Below are 17,290 nucleotides of genomic sequence, written 5' to 3' on the forward strand. Positions count from 1 at the left end.
GGCCCTTTGTCGCCGCGCTTCCTTACTACTTTTGAGGAGGAGCTGCCCATGAGTATCCAAGTGCGCTATTCCATTATTATACCGATGTTCAATGAAGAGGCTGTTATTCAGGAAACCTACCGGCGCATCAAAAAAGTAATGGGCACAACAGGCGAGCCTTACGAGCTGATCTTCATTAATGACGGCAGCACGGACAATTGCGCGCAGATGATCGAGGAATACAGCTATTGGGATGAAAGTGTGAAGCTGATCGATCTGTCCCGCAATTTCGGGCATCAGGTTGCTATTACCGCAGGGATGGATTATGCGCTGGGCGATGCGGTTGTGATCATTGACGCGGATCTGCAGGACCCGCCCGAGCTGATTCCGGAGATGATTGCCGAGTGGAAGCAAGGCTACCAGGTCGTATATGCCAAGCGGATCAAGCGAAACGGAGAGTCCCTGTTCAAAAAGTGGTCGGCCAGCTTATTTTACCGGGTGCTGCGTTATTCGACAGATATCTCTATTCCGGTGGACACTGGCGATTTCCGCCTGATGGACCGCAGGGTCTGCGACGAGCTGAAGCGTCTGCCGGAGAAGAACCGCTTCGTGCGCGGTCTCGTCAGCTGGGTTGGATTCCGCCAGAAGGCGATAGAATACGAGCGGGAGGAGCGGCTGGCCGGAGAGACCAAATATCCGTTAGGGCGGATGCTTAAGCTGTCTCTGGATGGCATTACCTCCTTCTCTTATAAGCCGCTGAAGCTGGCGGGTGTTCTTGGAGCACTGCTGTCCGTATCCGGCTTCCTGTACCTGCTGTATGTGCTGTACCTGGCACTCTTTACGGATGCGGCCGTGAAGGGCTGGGCATCGATGATCGGGATCACCTTGACCTTCAACGGGTTCGTGCTGCTCATGCTGGGCATTCTGGGCGAGTATGTCGGACGGATCTATGATGAATCGAAGGGCCGTCCCCTCTACATCGTTCAGGAGTTCTACAGCGGCAGGCCGCAGCAGAGCGCGCAGGAGCAGAGAGTCGCCAATCTCAACAAATAACCATAGTTCTTTCGCACAAAAAAGCACCGCCTCTCCTCCCTAAGGAAAGGCGTTTCTTATGTAGTCTCTGCTAAGCCTTCAGCAAATCATGATCGACATAACGTGCGCCGTTCAGCTCACTGATAATGTTGACGGCAACCTTGGCGCCATCCCCGGCAGTGATTATGGCGTGGACACTCATTCCGGCAACGGTTCCGGCGGCCCAGATCCCGTCGATATTGGTTCTGCCTTCCGGTGTGGCGGCAATCACCGTCTTGATTCTTGGCTCCGTACCTTCTTTGGTCGTTACCCCGGCTGCGGCAGCCAGATCCGTCAGAACACCTGTCGCCAGCACGACATGCTTAGCTTCATAAGTAGCCCCGCTCTCTGTCCCGATGACGAAGCCCTCACCGCTGGCTTCAAGCGACGTCGCCTGTCCGGCAACCAGCTCGGCCCCGAACTTCACCGCCTGCTTATGTCCGGTTTCTACCAGCTCAGGTCCGCCGATCTCGCTAATTCCGTAATAATTCTCATACCAGCCTCTGCGGGTCATACCTTTGTCATTGTCAATCAGCAGTGTTTTTTTGCCGGCCTTGGCAGCGAACAGGGCGGCGCTTGCACCGGCAGGACCGGCACCGATAATGGCGATTTCGTACATGAGATAACCTCCTAAAAGTTTTGAAAGCATACACTTAAGTTTTGATAGCATAAACCTCGTTGAATCACATCGCAAAACTCGCTTCGGAAGCATACACTTCGCAGAACTATTATATCGCTATTTACAGCTCATTGGCTAATTCCGCAGACATGGAAGAGAGACCTTGAAGGCAGCCCCCTCACCCGGGGGGCTGGATACAGTAACTTCTCCCTGATGAGCTTCGGCAATGGACCTCGTAATCGATAATCCAAGCCCGGAGCCGCCGTATTTGCGTGTGCGGGAGGAATCGCTGCGGTAGAAGCGGTCGAACACATGCGGGAGATGCTCCGCAGAGATGCCGGAGCCGTTATCCTTCACGGTAAGCTCTGCTAATTCTCCCCCGGCGTGTAGCGATATGTGGATGATGCCCTTGAGCTCATCGGTATGCTGAACCGCATTGTGGAATAGATTAAGAAGGACCTGTCTGATCTGGTCAGGATCAACCAGGCAACGGATGCCGCAGGCCAGGTCGAAGACGACCTGCCGCTCTCCGGCCAGCACCCGGAGCTGCGCCTGCATGTCGTCGATCAGCTCGCCCAGCAGTACCTGCTTGACCCGCAGCCGGGGTGCGCCGTCCATCCGGGCGAGCAGAAGCAGGTCCTCCACCAGCTTGTTGATGCGCTTGGCTTCACCGTGCATGCTGTTCAGCGCGCTGTAGAGCTGTTCCCGGTTATCGGCAGCTCCGCGCAGAAGGACCTCCAGGAAGCCGTAGATGGATGTCAGCGGCGTTCGCAGTTCATGGGAAGCATCTGCGGCGAACCGGCGCATCTGCTCTTTCGCCTCCCGCTCATTCTTGAACGAAATCTCCAGCCGCTCCAGCATGCCGTTGAAGGACTGGGCGAGCTGGTCGATCTCAAGCTGGCCCTGCTCCTCAGGGAACCGCACATTCAGGTTGCCGGCATCGATAATCTGGGCCGAACGCCCCATGTTGGATAAGGGGACCAGCGTTTTGCGCAGCGCAGGCAAATACAGCAGCAGCCCGGCCAGCAGAGCCGTTACCGACAATGCGCCGAAGATAAGCAGCTGCTGCAGGATGACATCCTTCAGCGGTCCGGTCTCCACCGTCATCTGCAGAAGCATCCGGGCAGCTCCGGGCCTGCCCAGATTCATGAAGACCGCCAGATGCTCGCTGCCATCCCCGGCGGGAATCAGCTGGTAACTCCCGCCCCTCTTGTCCTGGGTGAGCTTCAACAGCTGGTCATAGGCCTCATTACTCATTCTTGGTGCAGGCGAAGCGGACAGGGTCTCTTCCTTCAAATCCATGAAGCTGCCGTCCTGATTATAGATAGCGAGGGTAGTATGGGCGTCGAGCAGCAGGGGGCGCCGGTCTCCCCCTGGCCGTCTGTTACCTGCATTATTGAAGATTTCAAATGGCACAGAGCGTATCTGGGTCTCCATCGCCTCCGCCCGGTTGCTGTATATGAAATTCCGCATGAGTACATACTGGAGTGTGCCGATCAGTATAAGCAATCCTGAAAGAATGAGCAGCGAGGCGGCGAGCAGCTGCTTGCGCAGGGAACGCGGAGCATGGAATCTGCCTGTGAATCTACGGGTCCGGGCAGTCATACCAGATCCACCCGGTACCCCGCCCCGCGCAGGGTGCGGATGATCCGGTGCTCCTTGTCGCCGAGCTTCTCCCGGAGGGAGCGGATATAGACCTCCACGATATTCTCCTCCCCGCCGAAGTCATAGCCCCACACCTTGTCGAGAATCATCGGCTTGCTCAGGACCAGTCCGTGGTTGATCACCAGATACTGCAGCAGCTCATATTCAGTCGGAGACAGCTCCAGCACCTCCTCCTTATGGCGGATCTCCTTGCGGCGGCCGTCAATCCGGAAGGGGCCGCACCGGACCTCACCGAGCAGGCCGGGAAACTGGTTGCGCAGCCGGGCCTGAATCCGGGCCAGCAGCTCCTCGAAGCTGAACGGCTTCACCATGTAATCATCTGCGCCAAGAGACAGGCCCGCCACGCGGTCGTCCACCTCATCCTTGGCGGTCAGCATGATGATCGCCACCTCCGCTTCCTCGGAACGGAGGCACCGGCAGACCTCGAATCCGTCCATACCGGGCATCATTACATCAAGGATAACAACATGCGGCTTAAAGTCGGCTGCCGTTGCCAGGGCTTCAGCGCCATCTGCGGCGGTTTGTACCTCAAAGCCTTCGTTCATTAGGCCCAGCTCCAGAAACTGAAGGATATGAGGCTCATCATCCACCAGGAGTAGCCGGATACCTTGTGTCGCTTTCATTGGCATTTCCTCCATTTTGAGTAAGTGAAGTTAGTGTAGTATGTCCATAGTATGAATTCCCCGGTTGAACGTTTGCTGAAATAGGCCTTTGGAGCCACGGATTCGATTCATCCCGGCTGATTGCGGTTAATCATAATGGTTAATCTAATTATAGTGACTTATCGCGCCATGAATATGAAATATAGTTATAAATTTAAACAGTTTAGTTCAGGTAATAAAGGGTTTTTTACGGCGGGCATAGAACACTATTAGAATATAAGGATACAACATGTCCCGTTCAGCTGTTTTCCTCCCCGTACAACCCGTATTCATCCTGTCTAGGCATTTCTTTTGGGTTAAATCTTTTCACAACACTTCTTTTTAGGGTATCTATTTAGGTCTGCACTTCACAGCATCACTCATTCAACCTAATTTATTACATGTTCCATTACCCATAAGTCAAGGAGGCTCTTCCATGAAGAAAAAAGAGATGGTAGCCATGCTATTGGCGGGAGGCCAAGGGAAAAGATTAAAAAGTCTGACCAAATCGATTGCCAAACCGGCTGTATATTTCGGAGGAACCTACCGCATCATCGACTTCCCTCTAAGTAACTGCTCGAATTCAGGCATCGATACCGTGGGTGTGCTGACACAGTATGAACCGCTGGTGCTGCATTCGTATATCGGGGTCGGCAGCGACTGGGACCTGAACCGCAAGGATGGCGGCGTATTCGTCTTGCCTCCGCATGAACGGGAGAACGGAAGCAGTTGGTACCGGGGAACGGCAGATGCGATCTACCGCAATCTGAAGTTCGTGGATCAGTTCGATCCGGAGCATGTGTTAATTCTGTCGGGAGACCATATTTACAAGATGGATTATCATGCGATGCTGCAATATCACAAATCCAAGAATGCGGACTGCACCATCTCAGTCATTGACGTTTCACTGGAGGAAGCAGGCCGCTTCGGCATACTGAATACAGAAGATGACCTGAAGATCTATGAGTTCGAAGAGAAGCCAGCCCAGCCTAAGAGCACACTTGCTTCGATGGGGGTATATATTTTCAAATGGGATGTTCTGCGCAAGCATCTGCTTGAGGACGGGGAGAACGCCGGATCATCGCATGACTTCGGTAAGGACATTATTCCGATGATGCTGGGTGAAGGCCAATCGCTGTACGCTTATCCTTTTGAAGGCTATTGGAGAGATGTAGGTACGGTAGACAGTCTGTGGGAAGCGAATATGGATCTCCTGAGCGATACGCCTCCCCTGAACCTGAATGATACCGGCTGGAGAATCTTCACCCGTAATCCGAATCAGCCCGCACAATATGTGGCACCGGGAGCCAAGGTATCGAGCTGCATCATTAATGAAGGCTGCATCGTGCATGGCGAGGTGAAGCACTCTGTCCTCTTTTACGGGGTTGAAGTGGGCGAAGGCAGTGTCATCACCGACTCTGTCATTATGCCCAAGGTGAAGATCGGCAAGAACGTGAGAATTCACAAAGCGATCATCAGTCAGAACACGGTCATTGAGGATAATATGGAAATCGGCGCCGACCGGGAGAATGAGAATGAAATTCTGCTGATCGACAAACGAAGCAAGAAGCTCAAATCTGTAGCAGCCAAAACCATATAACCACAAGAGGGCGGGGGATTCCGATGAAAGAGCTTATGGGTGTAATTAATCTTGATCATGAATTGGATAATTTAAATGAACTGACCTATTTCCGCTGCGGAGCAGCGGTCCCCTTCGCCAGCCGTTACCGGCTGATCGACTTCGTCTTGTCGAACATGATGCGTGCGGAGCTGGAGAGCGTAGGGCTGTTCGTCCGCCGCAAATACCGTTCATTGATGGATCATCTCGGCGACGGCAAATCGTGGGATATGAACCGCAAGCATGGCGGACTGTTCATCCTGCCACCGGACTGGAATGACCCTACGGACACCTCCCTGGGCGACCTGCAGCATTATCATAACAATCTGGATTTCTTCAAAAGGGCTTCGGCCAAATACATCGTCTTCTCCGGCAGCCAGCATATTAACACGGTGGACCTGCAGGACCTCTATCAGTATCACCTGGAACAGGGTGCGGACGTAACGATGGTCTACAAGCAGATTGACGAGCTTCAGCCCGAGCATGACCCGTGCCTGCGGGTCGAGCTTAATGACGACAATCTAGTGACGAATATTCACCATGAGAAGCATCATCCGAATGTGTATCTGGACATCTTCATTATGGAGAAGAAGCTGTTCCTGGAGCAGGTGGAGCATTGCATTGCCCATGGCGAGAGCTATTTCTTCCGCGATGCCATTCAGAAGAACCGCCACAAATTCAAAATCTCCGCCTATGAATATAAGGGTTACCATGCCGTTATCAATTCGCTGGAGAGTTACTATAAGAACAGCCTGGAGCTGCTGAAGCAGGAGAATTACTTCGGTCTGTTCAAAGAGAATCCGGTGCAGACCAAGATTAAATATGAGGCGCCAACCCGTTATCTGGACAGTGCGTCGGTCAGCAACTCGCTGGTGGCCAACGGCTGTGTAATCGCCGGGTCAGTGGAGAACAGCGTTATTTTCCGGGGCGTACAGATTCGTAAGGGTGCGAGAATTATTAATTCTGTGATTATGCAGAAATGCGTCATTGAAGAGAATGCTGTGATTGAGAATGTGATCATGGACAAAGATGTGCATCTCAGCAAAGACCGGATACTCGTTGGAGACAGCAGGCGTCCATTTGTCATAGCCAAGAGCAGCAAGATATAATATCTGGATCAGGGGAAATGTACCGCTAGGGGCATTTCCCCTGATCCAGTGTTGTAATAGGCACTATTATCAACAAATACATGCATCCTGTAAGGAGGAACCTGCTGTTGTTCAACGATAAAGAGACTTTCAAACAAGTGTTCCGCGAGAAACTCATCGGGAAATTAGGCAAGCCGCTTGAAGAAGCTTCGAACGCCGACATTTATAATATTCTCGGCAACATGATCCGCGAGAATGCCGGTAAGGACTGGGCGGCCACCAATCAGAAGTTCAAGATCGACAAGGATAAGCAGGTATATTATTTCTCCATGGAATTCCTGATCGGCAGGCTGCTGGGCAATAACCTGCTGAACATGGGTGTGCTGGAGGTCGTTCGCGAGGGCCTTGCGGATCTGGGATTCTGTCTGCAGGATATCGAAGAGGTCGAAGCCGATGCCGGCCTGGGCAACGGGGGGCTGGGCCGCCTTGCAGCCTGCTTCCTGGATTCGCTCGCTTCCCTGCAATATGCAGGGCACGGCTGCGGCATCCGTTATAAATACGGCTTGTTCGAGCAGAAGATTGTAGACGGCTATCAGGTGGAACTCCCGGATTACTGGCTGCAGAATGACAACGTGTGGGAAGTTCGCCGCGAAGATAAACAGGTAGAGGTGCATTTCTGGGGACATGTGGACACCCGCTGGGAGAATGATGAGCTTGTGTTCGAGCACAAGGATTATGAGGCTGTACGGGCGGTTCCGTATGATATCCCGGTGATTGGTGCAGACCGCAGACATGTGAACACGCTGCGTAACTGGAGTGCTGAGTCCATCACCCAGCCATCGAGAGTCTTCGGCGCTCAGGGCGGTACGGATTATCACAAGTTTCTGGAATACAAGCGTTCGGTGGAATCCATCTCTGAATTCCTGTATCCCGATGATTCCCAGTACGAAGGCAAGCTGCTTCGTCTGAAACAGCAGTACTTCATGTGCAGTGCCGGCCTGCAGAGTATTATTCGGACCTTCGCCAAGACAGGCCTGCCGATTGACAGCCTGCCTGACAAGGTAGCCCTGCATATCAATGACACTCACCCTACGCTGGTGATCCCTGAGCTGATGCGCATTCTGATGGATGTCTATAATCTGGGCTGGGATCACGCCTGGAGCATGACTACCCGGATGGTATCGTATACCAACCATACCATTCTGAGCGAAGCCCTGGAGAAGTGGCCGATCGGCATGGTCAGAGAGCTGCTTCCGCGCATCTTCCTGATTATTGAAGAGATTAACGCCCGCTTCTGCGGCGAACTGATGAGCAAATATCCTGGAGACCAGGACCGGATCAATCAGATGGCGATCATCCATGACGATCAGGTACGGATGGCGCATCTGGCGATTGTTGCCAGCCACAGTGTGAACGGTGTAGCGGCGCTGCATACCGAGATTCTGCAAAAGCGTGAGATGCGGCTGTTCAATGAGATGTATCCGCACCGCTTCAATAACAAGACCAACGGCATTACGCACCGCCGCTGGCTGCAGCATGCCAATCCCGAGCTTGCCGGACTGATCAGCGAGTCGATCGGCACCCGCTGGCTGCATCAGCCACAGGAGATGATCGGACTGATCAAATACAGTGAGGATGCCTCCTTCCAGGAGCAGGTGGCCGCCATCAAACGCCGCAACAAGCTGCATCTGGCTGAATATATCACGAAAAAGCACGGTATTGCGGTAGATCCCGACTCGATCTTCGATGTACAGGTCAAGCGCCTGCATGCCTATAAGCGTCAGCTGCTGAACGTGCTTCATATTATGCATTTGTATAATCAGATCAAGGATAATCCATCCATTAATATCGTGCCGCGGACCTTCATCTTCGGTGCCAAGGCTGCTCCAAGCTATCATCTGGCCAAGCGGATCATTAAACTGATCAATACGGTGGCTGATGTAGTGAACAAAGACCCGGACATTAACGGGAAGATCCGTATCTTCTTCCTGGAGAATTATTCTGTATCGCTGGCGGAGAAGATTATTCCGGCCGCTGATGTCAGCGAGCAGATCTCCACGGCGAGCAAGGAAGCCTCCGGTACCGGCAATATGAAGTTCATGATGAACGGTGCGCTGACGATTGGAACCATGGACGGGGCTAATGTGGAAATGCATGAGATGGTAGGGGACAATAATATGTTCCTGTTCGGCCTCCGTGCAGAGCAGGTACTTGATTATTACCAGTACGGCGGATACCACGCCCGCGATATCTACAATGGCGATGGCCGGGTAAAAGAAGTCTTGGATCAGCTAATCGTCCCTGGCCCCTTCAGTTCCCATGCCCAGGAGTTCGATACGCTCTTCCAGTCGCTGATTGACAACAATGACGAATTCTTCGTGCTTAAGGATTTCGCCAGCTATGTGGAGACCCATGTCAAGATTGACCTGGCTTACCGGAACCAGAAGGAATGGCTGAAGAAGTCCATCATCAATATCGGCCATTCCGGCAAGTTCTCCAGCGACAATACGATTAGCCGCTACGCCGCCGAGATCTGGCATATCGATCCGGTCCGGCTGTAACGCCATAGGTACGGGCCGCAGCTTCAGGCGGTGTAATCAGGGCAGCAAAAGCCGCCCCATCCAGGAATCATTCCTGCGGTGGGGCGGCTTTTTTGATAGATAAGAATTGATATGTTTTGGGGTCCCCGCAAAGTACCTGAGTCATCATCAAAGCTAAGCTCCACTTTGCGGGGTTATTTTGCGGTTCAGGGCTTATTTGCTGCTGATAATGAAGGCTAGCCTTACAGCACCTCGGATACCATGGCTGCGAACCGTTCGAGGAAGCGGCGCTCCTCGTCGTCGAAGCGGTGCTTGAGCGGGCTGTCGATATCAAGTACGCCATAGAGGGTGTCCCCTTTGACCAGGGGAACAACTATTTCGCTGTTAGAGGCAGCATCACAGGCAATATGTCCCGGGAAGGCATGAACATCGCCGACCACTAGCGTGCGGCGTTCAGCGGCTGCGGTTCCGCAGACGCCGCGGCCCAGCGGAATCCGGATGCAGGCCGGAAGTCCCTGGAAGGGTCCGAGCACCAGCTCTTTGCCGTCAAACAAGTAGAAACCGGTCCAGTTGGTGTCCGGCAGAGAGAGCTTTAACAGTGCCGAAGCGTTGGCCAAGTTGGCAATGGCGTTCGGTTCACCCTCCATCAGTGCCCCGAGCTGGCTGAGAACGGCTTCGAACCGTTCGCTACGAGTGCCATCATAAGGCATGGCTTGAAACATGAAGCATCACCTTCCTGTACCTTGAGTCAGTATGAATCCCATAACTGTTAACTATCAAGATAGTACAGGGAAGCGTGATACGTCAAGTATAATCAAGGATTAACAGGTTTTTCCGCTTAGTGGAAAAAGAGTAAGAAGAAAGAATCCTAGAAGTGAGGATGTTTCCGGGAACTCAGGGCAGGGTAATGCTTTTATAAATACAGCAGGCTAGTAGCCAGAAGGAGTGAAATATGCGCGCCGACGTACAGAACTTGTTTATTGGAATCCATATGCTATATTGTGCACATGAGAAGGATCTGACACTAACGGAAATGCTGCCGGAGCTGGAGAACCTGGGGTACCGGGTGGCGGAGCGCGAAGTGAAACAGGAGCTGGAACGGCTGACCCAGGAGAATTTCCTCACCGCCCATGGCGACGCTTATAGTGTTACGGGAACGGGAATCGAAGAATTCAAAGCCATTCAGGCCAAGCTTGGCGTGCTGTGCACTGAGGTGCTTAAGCCGGTTAAGGCAGCGGGTGCGTCAGGTTAATTCTGAATGCTGCTGTACGGAATGTAACATAACATTAGGTATAAGGTACAGCGTCTGACCGTGTGGCGGCAAGCCATAGGGTCAGACGCTGTTTGTGATGGTTAAGCGGAAGTGAGAGGTAAACGCGCCGCCCGGGCAGAATAGAGTGTATACTGGTAGGGTTGAAAGGGGACGGGAACATGTATGTGTGCGGAGGGGTAATCCCGGAATTAAGCGGACGGAGGGTGCGCCTGCGGGCGATGCTGCCTGCGGACGCGCAGGCGCTGTTCGGGATTTGGAGCCATCCGGCGGTAGCGCCCTGGCTGGATGGCCCCCCTCTGTCCTCTGTGGAGGATGCAGAAGCACTGATTGCCCTGCTGGCGGAGTGGGCTGCGGAGGAAGAGAGCCTGCGCTGGAGCATCCTGGGGCCGGAAGGCAGTGTCATTGGCAGCTGCGGCTATAACCACTGGCAGCTTCAAGGCGCCTACCGGGGAGAGATCGGCTTCGAGCTGTCACCGGCAGCCATGTGCCAAGGATACATGCGGGAAGCGCTGGAGCTGGTGCTAGCCTTCGGCTTCCAGAGCATGGGGCTGAACCGGATGGAAGCCCTGTGCCACCTGGACAACCTTCGCGCAGAGCGGCTGCTCACGGGACTTGGCTTCCGGCAGGAAGGGCTGCTGCGGCAATACCGGCATACGGCTTCCGGCTATCAGGATGTAGTAATGTATTCCCTGCTGCAAGGAGATACGGGTGCAGGAGAGAGAACAGAGAGAACATAGAGAGAAGGTATGGATTCATTGAGTTCACTGGGGGAAAAGCAGCGAAAGTTAATATTGACAGGCGTACTGCTGGCTACATTTCTGGCAGCAATTGAAGGGACCGTAACGGGTCCTGCGGGTCCGGCCATCGTAGGGGATTTCCAGGGGATGCAGTGGCTGAGCTGGATCTTTACAGCGTATCTGCTGGCGATGGCCGTGACCACGCCGATTTTTGGCAAGCTGAGTGATCTGATCGGGAGGAAGCCCGTGTTCATAGGCGGCGCTGTAGTCTTCCTGGCAGGCTCGCTGTTATGCGGAATCTCGCAGAGTATGCAGCAGCTGATTATTTACCGGGGGATACAGGGGATTGGTGCCGGTGCGCTGATTCCGATGACTTTTACCATTATCGGAGATATCTACAGCCTGAAGGAACGGGCTAAGACGCAGGGGCTGCTTAGCTCGGTGTGGGGGATTTCTTCGCTTGTAGGGCCGCTGCTAGGCGGTTATGTAGTCGATTATTTAAGCTGGCGCTGGGTATTCGTATTCAATCTGCCGTTCGGCCTGCTGTCGATTATCTTCATCTCACGGTACCTGAAGGAAGAGAAGGTGCGCCGTAAGACGAAGATCGATGTAGCCGGAGTGCTGCTGTTCGCTGCGGGGATGGGGGCGCTGCTGTTTGGCCTGACAACTGGGGGGCAGAGTTTGCCCTGGGACTCTCCGCTGCTGCTGTCCATTCTTCTGGCGGCTGTTCTGCTGCTGGTGGTGTTCCTGTTCGTGGAGCGCCGGGCCGCTGAGCCGATGCTGCCGCTGGAGCTGTTCTCCATCCGTAATATTGCGGTCTCTACAGGGGCGAACCTGCTGGTCAGCACGCTGATTATCGGCCTGTCTACCTATGTTCCGCTGTGGGTGCAGGGCGTATTCGGCAAAAGTGCCGCCCTCTCAGGCCTGCTCCTGGCGCCGATGTCGGTCGGCTGGATGCTGGGCTCCATTGCGGGCGGGCGGATGATTCTGCGTGCAGGCACGCGCCGTACGGGAATGCTCGGCCTGTCGCTGATTGTTGTCGCGGCCGTGGGGCTTACGCTAATGAATGCAGACTCCTCCCAGCAGCTGCTTCTGGTGCTGATGCTGTGCTGCGGGGTGGGCTTCGGCTATGCCTCGACCGTCTTCACCATTATCGCCCAGTCCTCGGTGCAGCATGAGCAGCGCGGTGCGTCTACGGCACTGAACACCTTCACCCGCTCACTCGGGCAGACGGTGGGGGTGGCGATCTTCGGCTCGTGGTTGAACTTCAGTATTGACCGGAGCCTGGCGGAACAGCCAGGAGCTGCCGTCTCTGGCGCAGATATTAACCAGCTGCTTAACCCGCATAGCGGAAGCGTCCTGCCTAAGGAAGCCTGGAGCAGTCTGCAAGGTGCGCTGGAGGGCGGCCTGCACTCCCTGTTCATCGTAATGGCGGTGTTCGCTGTAATCTCTCTGGTGATCTCAGTACGCCTTGATCGAGGGGTGCCTTCCATACAGGAAGCAAGCACACCTTCGAAGCATTAAGCTTCAAGTCTTAGCACTGATTCTCCTGATTAGGAGATTTATCGAGAGGGTTTTTGAACATACAAAGAAATCGCTCCTTTGGGAATGGATGGCGGACCTTCCATTTACCCAAGGAGCGATTTTTTGAAAATATAATTTTTATGTTGCACATGAGTGATTCGTAGAATGACTGGGTTGCTGAATGTGACTGAGGGCTGAAGGTAAGGTATGCATACAACCACATACCATGGCGGGTACGTGGCATATGAACTAAATTGTAATTGTATGTGAAAAACAGCATACATTGTGCTCAGACACAGGCGCATAGCCTGAATGCGGTCCGTTCACGCAGCGTCCACCCAAGTGCTCACGTTGATCCCGCTCAAAACAAAGGGCTGTTCCAAGCAGCCGATTCATGCTTTTTGGAGCAGCCCATACTCTGATAACTGGTTGAATTAGTGAATAGATTCACAACCCCCGATTCCTTAACTAGCCTTATTTGCGCGGGAGCGGGGAGAGCTTCTCGGCTTGCAGGCCCATTTTCTTAAGCAACACAATCATCTGTTCCTTCTCTTCGTCGCTGAGTCCACTGAAGGCCAGATGCAGGCGCTCTGAGTACTTCGGATACATCTCGTTCATCAGGCGTTCGCCCTCTGTAGTCAGCTCGGCAAAAATAACACGGCGGTCGCTAGGGCAAGGCTTGCGCTGCAGATAGCCGCGTTCTTCCAGCTTGTCGATCACATAAGTAACGTTGCCGCTCTGAAGCAGCAGCTTGGCACCGATCTGCTGGATTGGCTGTGGTCCTTTGTAGAAGAGCACCTCCATGACTGCGAAGGCGGTCGGGTTGAAGCCTTCGATCTTGCTGCCGGTTACAGCATGCTCGTTAATGCTCTTGAAGGACTTGGCAAAAACTCTGTACAAATGCAGGGTCAACTGAGTATCGCGTTCATAGGATTGTATCATGCTTCTCCACCTCTATTGTTAATCGTACGGGCTTATCCGCACGGTTTGGAATACTTGCTTCCTGATATCTAGTTTTACAATACGTCAAACAAAGATTGAAGAACATGTCATTTGTCACAATAAGCACACTTTTAATTATAAAAAATTGAACAATCTTTTGAAGGTGCATAAAAATGTATTCTTGTGCGGAATTTGAAGTCGGTGACCGGTTATTCGTATAATGAAGGCTACAGGCTGCGGAGAGAGTAAAGGGTGAAAATTATTGCAGCAAAGGCCCGTCCAGGGTGCTATGATCGCATTATATTGAATGATGATACAGGAGATGGAGAGATACATGGAAGAGACAGAAGGCTCAGAGGAACAGAAGGCTCCGAAGCAGACGGAGGAGCGGATCAACAAGTATTACGACGACGATGATGACTACGATGATGAGGATACTGTGCTTGATGTGGTGATTGAGGAAGCGGGCTATGAGGCAGGAGATATCCGCATCTCAGGAATCTCTTTCCAGGTAAGAAAGGGCGAACTGCTGGGACTGATCGGACCGAACGGGGCCGGCAAAAGCACTACGATCAAGACGCTGCTCGGTCTGCTGAAGCATGCCAAGGCCCGGGTGAAGCTGGGCGGCGAGAACCAGTCCTACGCCTACGTGCCGGAGCAGCCGGTATTCTACGAGGACCTTACGCTGTGGGAGCATCTGGATCTGGCCGCTGCCGCCTACGGCTTAAGCTATGAAGCCTTCGAGTCCACGGCGGAACAACTGCTGGTACAGTTCAGCATGACCCATGTGCGCGATGATCTGCCTGCGGGCTTCTCCAAGGGGATGAAGCAGAAAATGATGCTCATGCTTGGCTTCCTGGTACAGCCGGATGTCTATATAGTGGATGAGCCATTCATCGGGCTTGATCCCAGGGCCACCAAGGATTTCCTGCGCCTGCTGGAGGCGGAACGGGAGCGCGGTGCCGGGGTGCTGATGTCCACACATGTTCTGGATACAGCGGAGAAAATCTGCGACAGCTTCATTCTGATCTCCGGAGGCAAAATTGCCGCCGAGGGGACACTTGCGGCGATACGCGGGGAAGCGGGGCTGCCGGAGGGATCGCTGTTTGATTGCTTCGACGAATTAACATGAGCCGGAATTCATTTGCGTTCCCGGCTGCAAGGAATCTCTTAAGACGAAGACTGTTCTCCCATTTCCGGGAGCAGACTGCTATTATCCGTACGGCTGTAGACTGGACAGTCCTGCTGTATATTCTCATCCCGGGGGGCTTGCTCGGCGGCCGCTTCTACTATGGCTACTGGAATGGCAATCTTCCGGGTTGGTTCAGCCATGTACCCTTTGTGATCGTGCCTTCGCTGCTGGCCATTCTGCTGGCTACCGGAGGTATCGTGCTGTTGCTCCAGGAAGGCGATCTGCTGTTCCTGCGGCAGCGGCAGAACTGGATCAGCACGATTCTCAAAGGCGGCATGGTCTATAGCCTAGCGGTAACTGCGCTGAAGATGGCGGCGGTGTACGTCATTCTGCTGCCGTTTCTGATCCGCGGCTATGGTCTGAGCGCGGCAAGCACCTATGGCCTGCTGGCGCTGACCATAACCTGCAGCTGGGCCGTTAAGCTGCTGGGTCATATCGTCAAGGTGCAGCGTCAGGGCTTCCGCCGCCGGCTGTGGCTGATCCTGGCGGTGGCCGTGCCCTGCGGGATCTACCTGCGTCTTGCGCTCTTCTGGAAGGATAGCCCAACCCTTCTGTTCCTTGCGGCTGCCGCCTATGCGGCAGTGACCGTCCTGGCCTTCAGAGCACGCCTGCGCCTGCGCGGCACGTTCATCAATGATGTGCGCGAAGACTACAAGCAGCGGATGAGAATTGCAGCAATTCTGCTGCGCCGTGTGCTGGATAAGCCGCGGCCGACACGTTACAAGCCCTGGATCTTCCGCAAGTCGCAGCCGCTGCTGGCCTCGAAGTTGCCCGAGAGCCGCTTCGCCGCCGCAGGGATGAAGGCGATGCTGCGCAATCCGGCCCATCTCAAGCTGTACTTGCAGTTCACTGGAGTGTCGCTGGTGGCCAACTTTATTGTGCCAGTAGTACTGAAATGGCTGCTATATATTGTCTTGACGAGTATGATGGCCTACTGGCTGACTTCCTTCTGGAATCTGTTCTCCGGGGATGATTATATCGGCATTCTGCCGTTCACCAAGGTGCAGAAGGCGGACGCCGGTTCCAAGGCGATGCCCATTCTGCTGACGCCCTTCGCTGTCCTGTGCTCCGCTATGCTCTGTATTCCTGCCTATGGCTGGTGGGGCTTGCTGATCTTTATCCCTGTCGGGGCTGCCGCCGGAATCTGGATCGGCCGTATCTTCAGTGTCATCAGATTTGCAAGATAACAGCAAAGAGCCTTCCTCCACAAGGGACTGCACCCTGTTTGTGAGACAGGGGTCAAAACACCTTGCAAGTTTAAGCAGCCAGTCGCCGAAAATCCACCGGCGACTGGTTATTTAGTTTCGCCTGAATCCGAATTGAGTTATAGTAGGTGATGTAGTCTCGAACGGTCCGTTCAACGATTGCTGTCGTTGTACACATGAGATCTTCGAGGTAGAACGTTTCAGACTTTAGGGTGGAATGAAACGATTCGATGGGGGCATTATCCGCGGGCGTTCCTTTACGGGACATGCTCATGGTAATGCCTTTTTCTTTGACTGCCGCCTGGTACGCCTGAGACGTATACACACTGCCCTGATCGCTGTGGAGCAGCATGTTGGCCCGCTCTGGAAGTTGGCCCAGCGTATCCAATACAAAGGACGTGTCCTGCTTGTCCGCTATACTGTAAGCGACAATTTCTCCGTTGTACAGATCCAAAATACTTGAAAGGTACAACATCTTGCCGCCAAACGGCAAATACGTAATATCTGTGACCAGTTTTTGCAAGGGAGCTGCTGCATGAAATTGCCGCTTTAACAGATGTTCTGCAGGTTGTGCCGGTTGCCCCGTAGTCTTTCGTTTCTTCATCCTCACACGGCACTGTAATCCCTCACGCTGCATGATACGCTGGACCCGTTTATGGTTTATAGGCTCTTCTGCCCGAAGGAGTGCCGTGATTTTACGGTAACCGTACCGGAATTTGTGCAGAGTGCAAAGCTGCCTTATCTTTTCCACCATCCGATCTGTACGTTGAGTCCTGGCAGCCTTCCAGCGGTAGTAGGTAGCTCTCGCGACCCCAAGCCACGCACAAGCCTCCGACACCTTCACTTCTGCCCGAATGGATTCGATCCAGGCAACGACAACTTCTGGTTCCACCCCCTTTCCAGTTCCTTGTACTTTTTTAGCAGGTCCAATTGTTGCTTCAGGAATCGATTCTCTGCCTTTAGTCTCTCCAGCTCCGTAGTGGCTTCCGGACCTTTTCCAAGGCTGTATTGCTTACCTACAGGTTGCTCCATGCGATGAATTTCGCCTTCGCGATACCATTTCATCCAGACTTTTAGTTGTGTCCTATTTCGTATGCCCAACTGTCTCATAACATCGCTCACGGGTACTCCTGCCAATCTCATTTCTATAGCTTTCATCTTTATTTCTACGGGGTAACTCACTCTGGTTGCCAACG

15 protein-coding genes are annotated in these 17,290 nt (G+C 53.5%); 9 read left to right on the top strand and 6 right to left on the bottom strand.

The window, feature by feature from the left end; genetic code table 11:
- Positions 1–48 precede the first annotated feature (48 nt).
- Complete coding sequence (locus NYE24_RS23280; RefSeq protein ID WP_342476779.1) at positions 49–1,032, top strand: glycosyltransferase family 2 protein; 984 nt, start codon at positions 49–51, stop codon at positions 1,030–1,032.
- Between the two features lie 70 nt (positions 1,033–1,102).
- On the opposite strand, the gene NYE24_RS23285 is transcribed toward NYE24_RS23280, so the two are convergent.
- The 3 genes from NYE24_RS23285 to NYE24_RS23295 all read right to left on the bottom strand — a co-directional run bounded on the left by NYE24_RS23285 (position 1,103) and on the right by NYE24_RS23295 (position 3,957).
- Positions 1,103–1,669, bottom strand: a complete 567-nt coding sequence (locus tag NYE24_RS23285) for an FAD-dependent oxidoreductase (protein ID WP_342476780.1) — start codon at positions 1,667–1,669, stop codon at positions 1,103–1,105.
- Positions 1,670–1,804: 135 nt separating this feature from the next.
- On the bottom strand, positions 1,805–3,274 hold the full coding sequence (locus NYE24_RS23290; RefSeq protein WP_342476781.1) for a HAMP domain-containing sensor histidine kinase: 1,470 nt from the start codon (positions 3,272–3,274) through the stop codon (positions 1,805–1,807).
- A complete protein-coding gene (locus NYE24_RS23295) occupies positions 3,271–3,957 on the bottom strand; it encodes a response regulator transcription factor (protein WP_036700162.1) in 687 nt (228 codons plus the stop codon). The genes NYE24_RS23290 and NYE24_RS23295 overlap by 4 nt, the downstream gene beginning before the upstream one ends.
- A gap of 454 nt (positions 3,958–4,411) precedes the next feature.
- On the opposite strand from NYE24_RS23295, the gene NYE24_RS23300 reads away from it, so the two are divergent.
- From NYE24_RS23300 to NYE24_RS23310, 3 genes are all read left to right on the top strand, one after another.
- Positions 4,412–5,575, top strand: a complete 1,164-nt coding sequence (locus NYE24_RS23300) for a glucose-1-phosphate adenylyltransferase (protein WP_342476782.1) — start codon at positions 4,412–4,414, stop codon at positions 5,573–5,575.
- A gap of 23 nt (positions 5,576–5,598) precedes the next feature.
- Entirely contained in the window at positions 5,599–6,702 is a 1,104-nt protein-coding gene (gene glgD / locus NYE24_RS23305; protein WP_341028566.1) for a glucose-1-phosphate adenylyltransferase subunit GlgD, read from the top strand.
- A gap of 107 nt (positions 6,703–6,809) precedes the next feature.
- A complete protein-coding gene (locus NYE24_RS23310; RefSeq protein ID WP_036700156.1) occupies positions 6,810–9,242 on the top strand; it encodes a glycogen/starch/alpha-glucan phosphorylase in 2,433 nt (810 codons plus the stop codon).
- Positions 9,243–9,463: 221 nt separating this feature from the next.
- On the opposite strand, the gene NYE24_RS23315 is transcribed toward NYE24_RS23310, so the two are convergent.
- Complete coding sequence (locus NYE24_RS23315) at positions 9,464–9,943, bottom strand: GAF domain-containing protein (RefSeq protein WP_036700153.1); 480 nt, start codon at positions 9,941–9,943, stop codon at positions 9,464–9,466.
- Between the two features lie 230 nt (positions 9,944–10,173).
- Here NYE24_RS23315 and NYE24_RS23320 point away from each other — a divergent pair, with 230 nt between their 5' ends.
- The 3 genes from NYE24_RS23320 to NYE24_RS23330 all read left to right on the top strand — a co-directional run bounded on the left by NYE24_RS23320 (position 10,174) and on the right by NYE24_RS23330 (position 12,755).
- The gene (locus NYE24_RS23320) at positions 10,174–10,473 is read left to right on the top strand and encodes a hypothetical protein (protein WP_036700151.1); all 300 of its coding nucleotides are present in this window, start codon (positions 10,174–10,176) and stop codon (positions 10,471–10,473) included.
- A 179-nt stretch (positions 10,474–10,652) separates the two neighbouring features.
- Positions 10,653–11,231 (top strand): GNAT family protein, encoded by a 579-nt coding sequence (locus NYE24_RS23325; protein ID WP_342476783.1) that lies wholly within the window; start codon positions 10,653–10,655, stop codon positions 11,229–11,231.
- A 9-nt stretch (positions 11,232–11,240) separates the two neighbouring features.
- Positions 11,241–12,755, top strand: coding sequence for an MDR family MFS transporter (locus NYE24_RS23330; RefSeq protein ID WP_076160127.1), 1,515 nt, complete (start codon positions 11,241–11,243; stop codon positions 12,753–12,755).
- Between the two features lie 474 nt (positions 12,756–13,229).
- Here NYE24_RS23330 and NYE24_RS23335 read toward each other — a convergent pair whose 3' ends face one another.
- Positions 13,230–13,697, bottom strand: a complete 468-nt coding sequence (locus NYE24_RS23335; protein WP_036700143.1) for a MarR family transcriptional regulator — start codon at positions 13,695–13,697, stop codon at positions 13,230–13,232.
- Between the two features lie 307 nt (positions 13,698–14,004).
- Between NYE24_RS23335 and NYE24_RS23340 the strand changes: the two genes are divergently transcribed.
- Positions 14,005–14,829, top strand: a complete 825-nt coding sequence (locus tag NYE24_RS23340) for an ABC transporter ATP-binding protein (RefSeq protein WP_342476784.1) — start codon at positions 14,005–14,007, stop codon at positions 14,827–14,829.
- Positions 14,826–16,076 (top strand): ABC transporter permease, encoded by a 1,251-nt coding sequence (locus NYE24_RS23345; protein ID WP_342476785.1) that lies wholly within the window; start codon positions 14,826–14,828, stop codon positions 16,074–16,076. Before NYE24_RS23340 ends, NYE24_RS23345 begins: the two co-directional genes overlap by 4 nt.
- 70 nt (positions 16,077–16,146) lie before the next feature.
- On the opposite strand, the gene NYE24_RS23350 is transcribed toward NYE24_RS23345, so the two are convergent.
- A protein-coding gene (locus tag NYE24_RS23350) for an IS3 family transposase (RefSeq protein WP_342476556.1) occupies positions 16,147–17,288 on the bottom strand; the annotation gives its coding sequence in 2 pieces (ribosomal slippage) (positions 16,147–17,015 and positions 17,015–17,288; 1,143 coding nt in all).
- Between the last annotated feature and the right edge of the window lie 2 nt (positions 17,289–17,290).

Source organism: Paenibacillus sp. FSL H7-0350, assembly GCF_038593195.1.
Taxonomy (GTDB): Bacteria; Bacillota; Bacilli; order Paenibacillales; family Paenibacillaceae; genus Paenibacillus_AQ.

Coding starts and splice junctions, on each gene's coding strand:
- NYE24_RS23280 (WP_342476779.1), top strand. CDS start 49: ATGAGTATCCAAGTGCGCTATTCCATTATTATACCGATGTTCAATGAA.
- NYE24_RS23285 (WP_342476780.1), bottom strand. CDS start 1,669: ATGTACGAAATCGCCATTATCGGTGCCGGTCCTGCCGGTGCAAGCGCC.
- NYE24_RS23290 (WP_342476781.1), bottom strand. CDS start 3,274: ATGACTGCCCGGACCCGTAGATTCACAGGCAGATTCCATGCTCCGCGT.
- NYE24_RS23295 (WP_036700162.1), bottom strand. CDS start 3,957: ATGAAAGCGACACAAGGTATCCGGCTACTCCTGGTGGATGATGAGCCT.
- NYE24_RS23300 (WP_342476782.1), top strand. CDS start 4,412: ATGAAGAAAAAAGAGATGGTAGCCATGCTATTGGCGGGAGGCCAAGGG.
- glgD (WP_341028566.1), top strand. CDS start 5,599: ATGAAAGAGCTTATGGGTGTAATTAATCTTGATCATGAATTGGATAAT.
- NYE24_RS23315 (WP_036700153.1), bottom strand. CDS start 9,943: ATGTTTCAAGCCATGCCTTATGATGGCACTCGTAGCGAACGGTTCGAA.
- NYE24_RS23320 (WP_036700151.1), top strand. CDS start 10,174: ATGCGCGCCGACGTACAGAACTTGTTTATTGGAATCCATATGCTATAT.
- NYE24_RS23325 (WP_342476783.1), top strand. CDS start 10,653: ATGTATGTGTGCGGAGGGGTAATCCCGGAATTAAGCGGACGGAGGGTG.
- NYE24_RS23330 (WP_076160127.1), top strand. CDS start 11,241: ATGGATTCATTGAGTTCACTGGGGGAAAAGCAGCGAAAGTTAATATTG.
- NYE24_RS23335 (WP_036700143.1), bottom strand. CDS start 13,697: ATGATACAATCCTATGAACGCGATACTCAGTTGACCCTGCATTTGTAC.
- NYE24_RS23340 (WP_342476784.1), top strand. CDS start 14,005: ATGATGATACAGGAGATGGAGAGATACATGGAAGAGACAGAAGGCTCA.
- NYE24_RS23345 (WP_342476785.1), top strand. CDS start 14,826: ATGAGCCGGAATTCATTTGCGTTCCCGGCTGCAAGGAATCTCTTAAGA.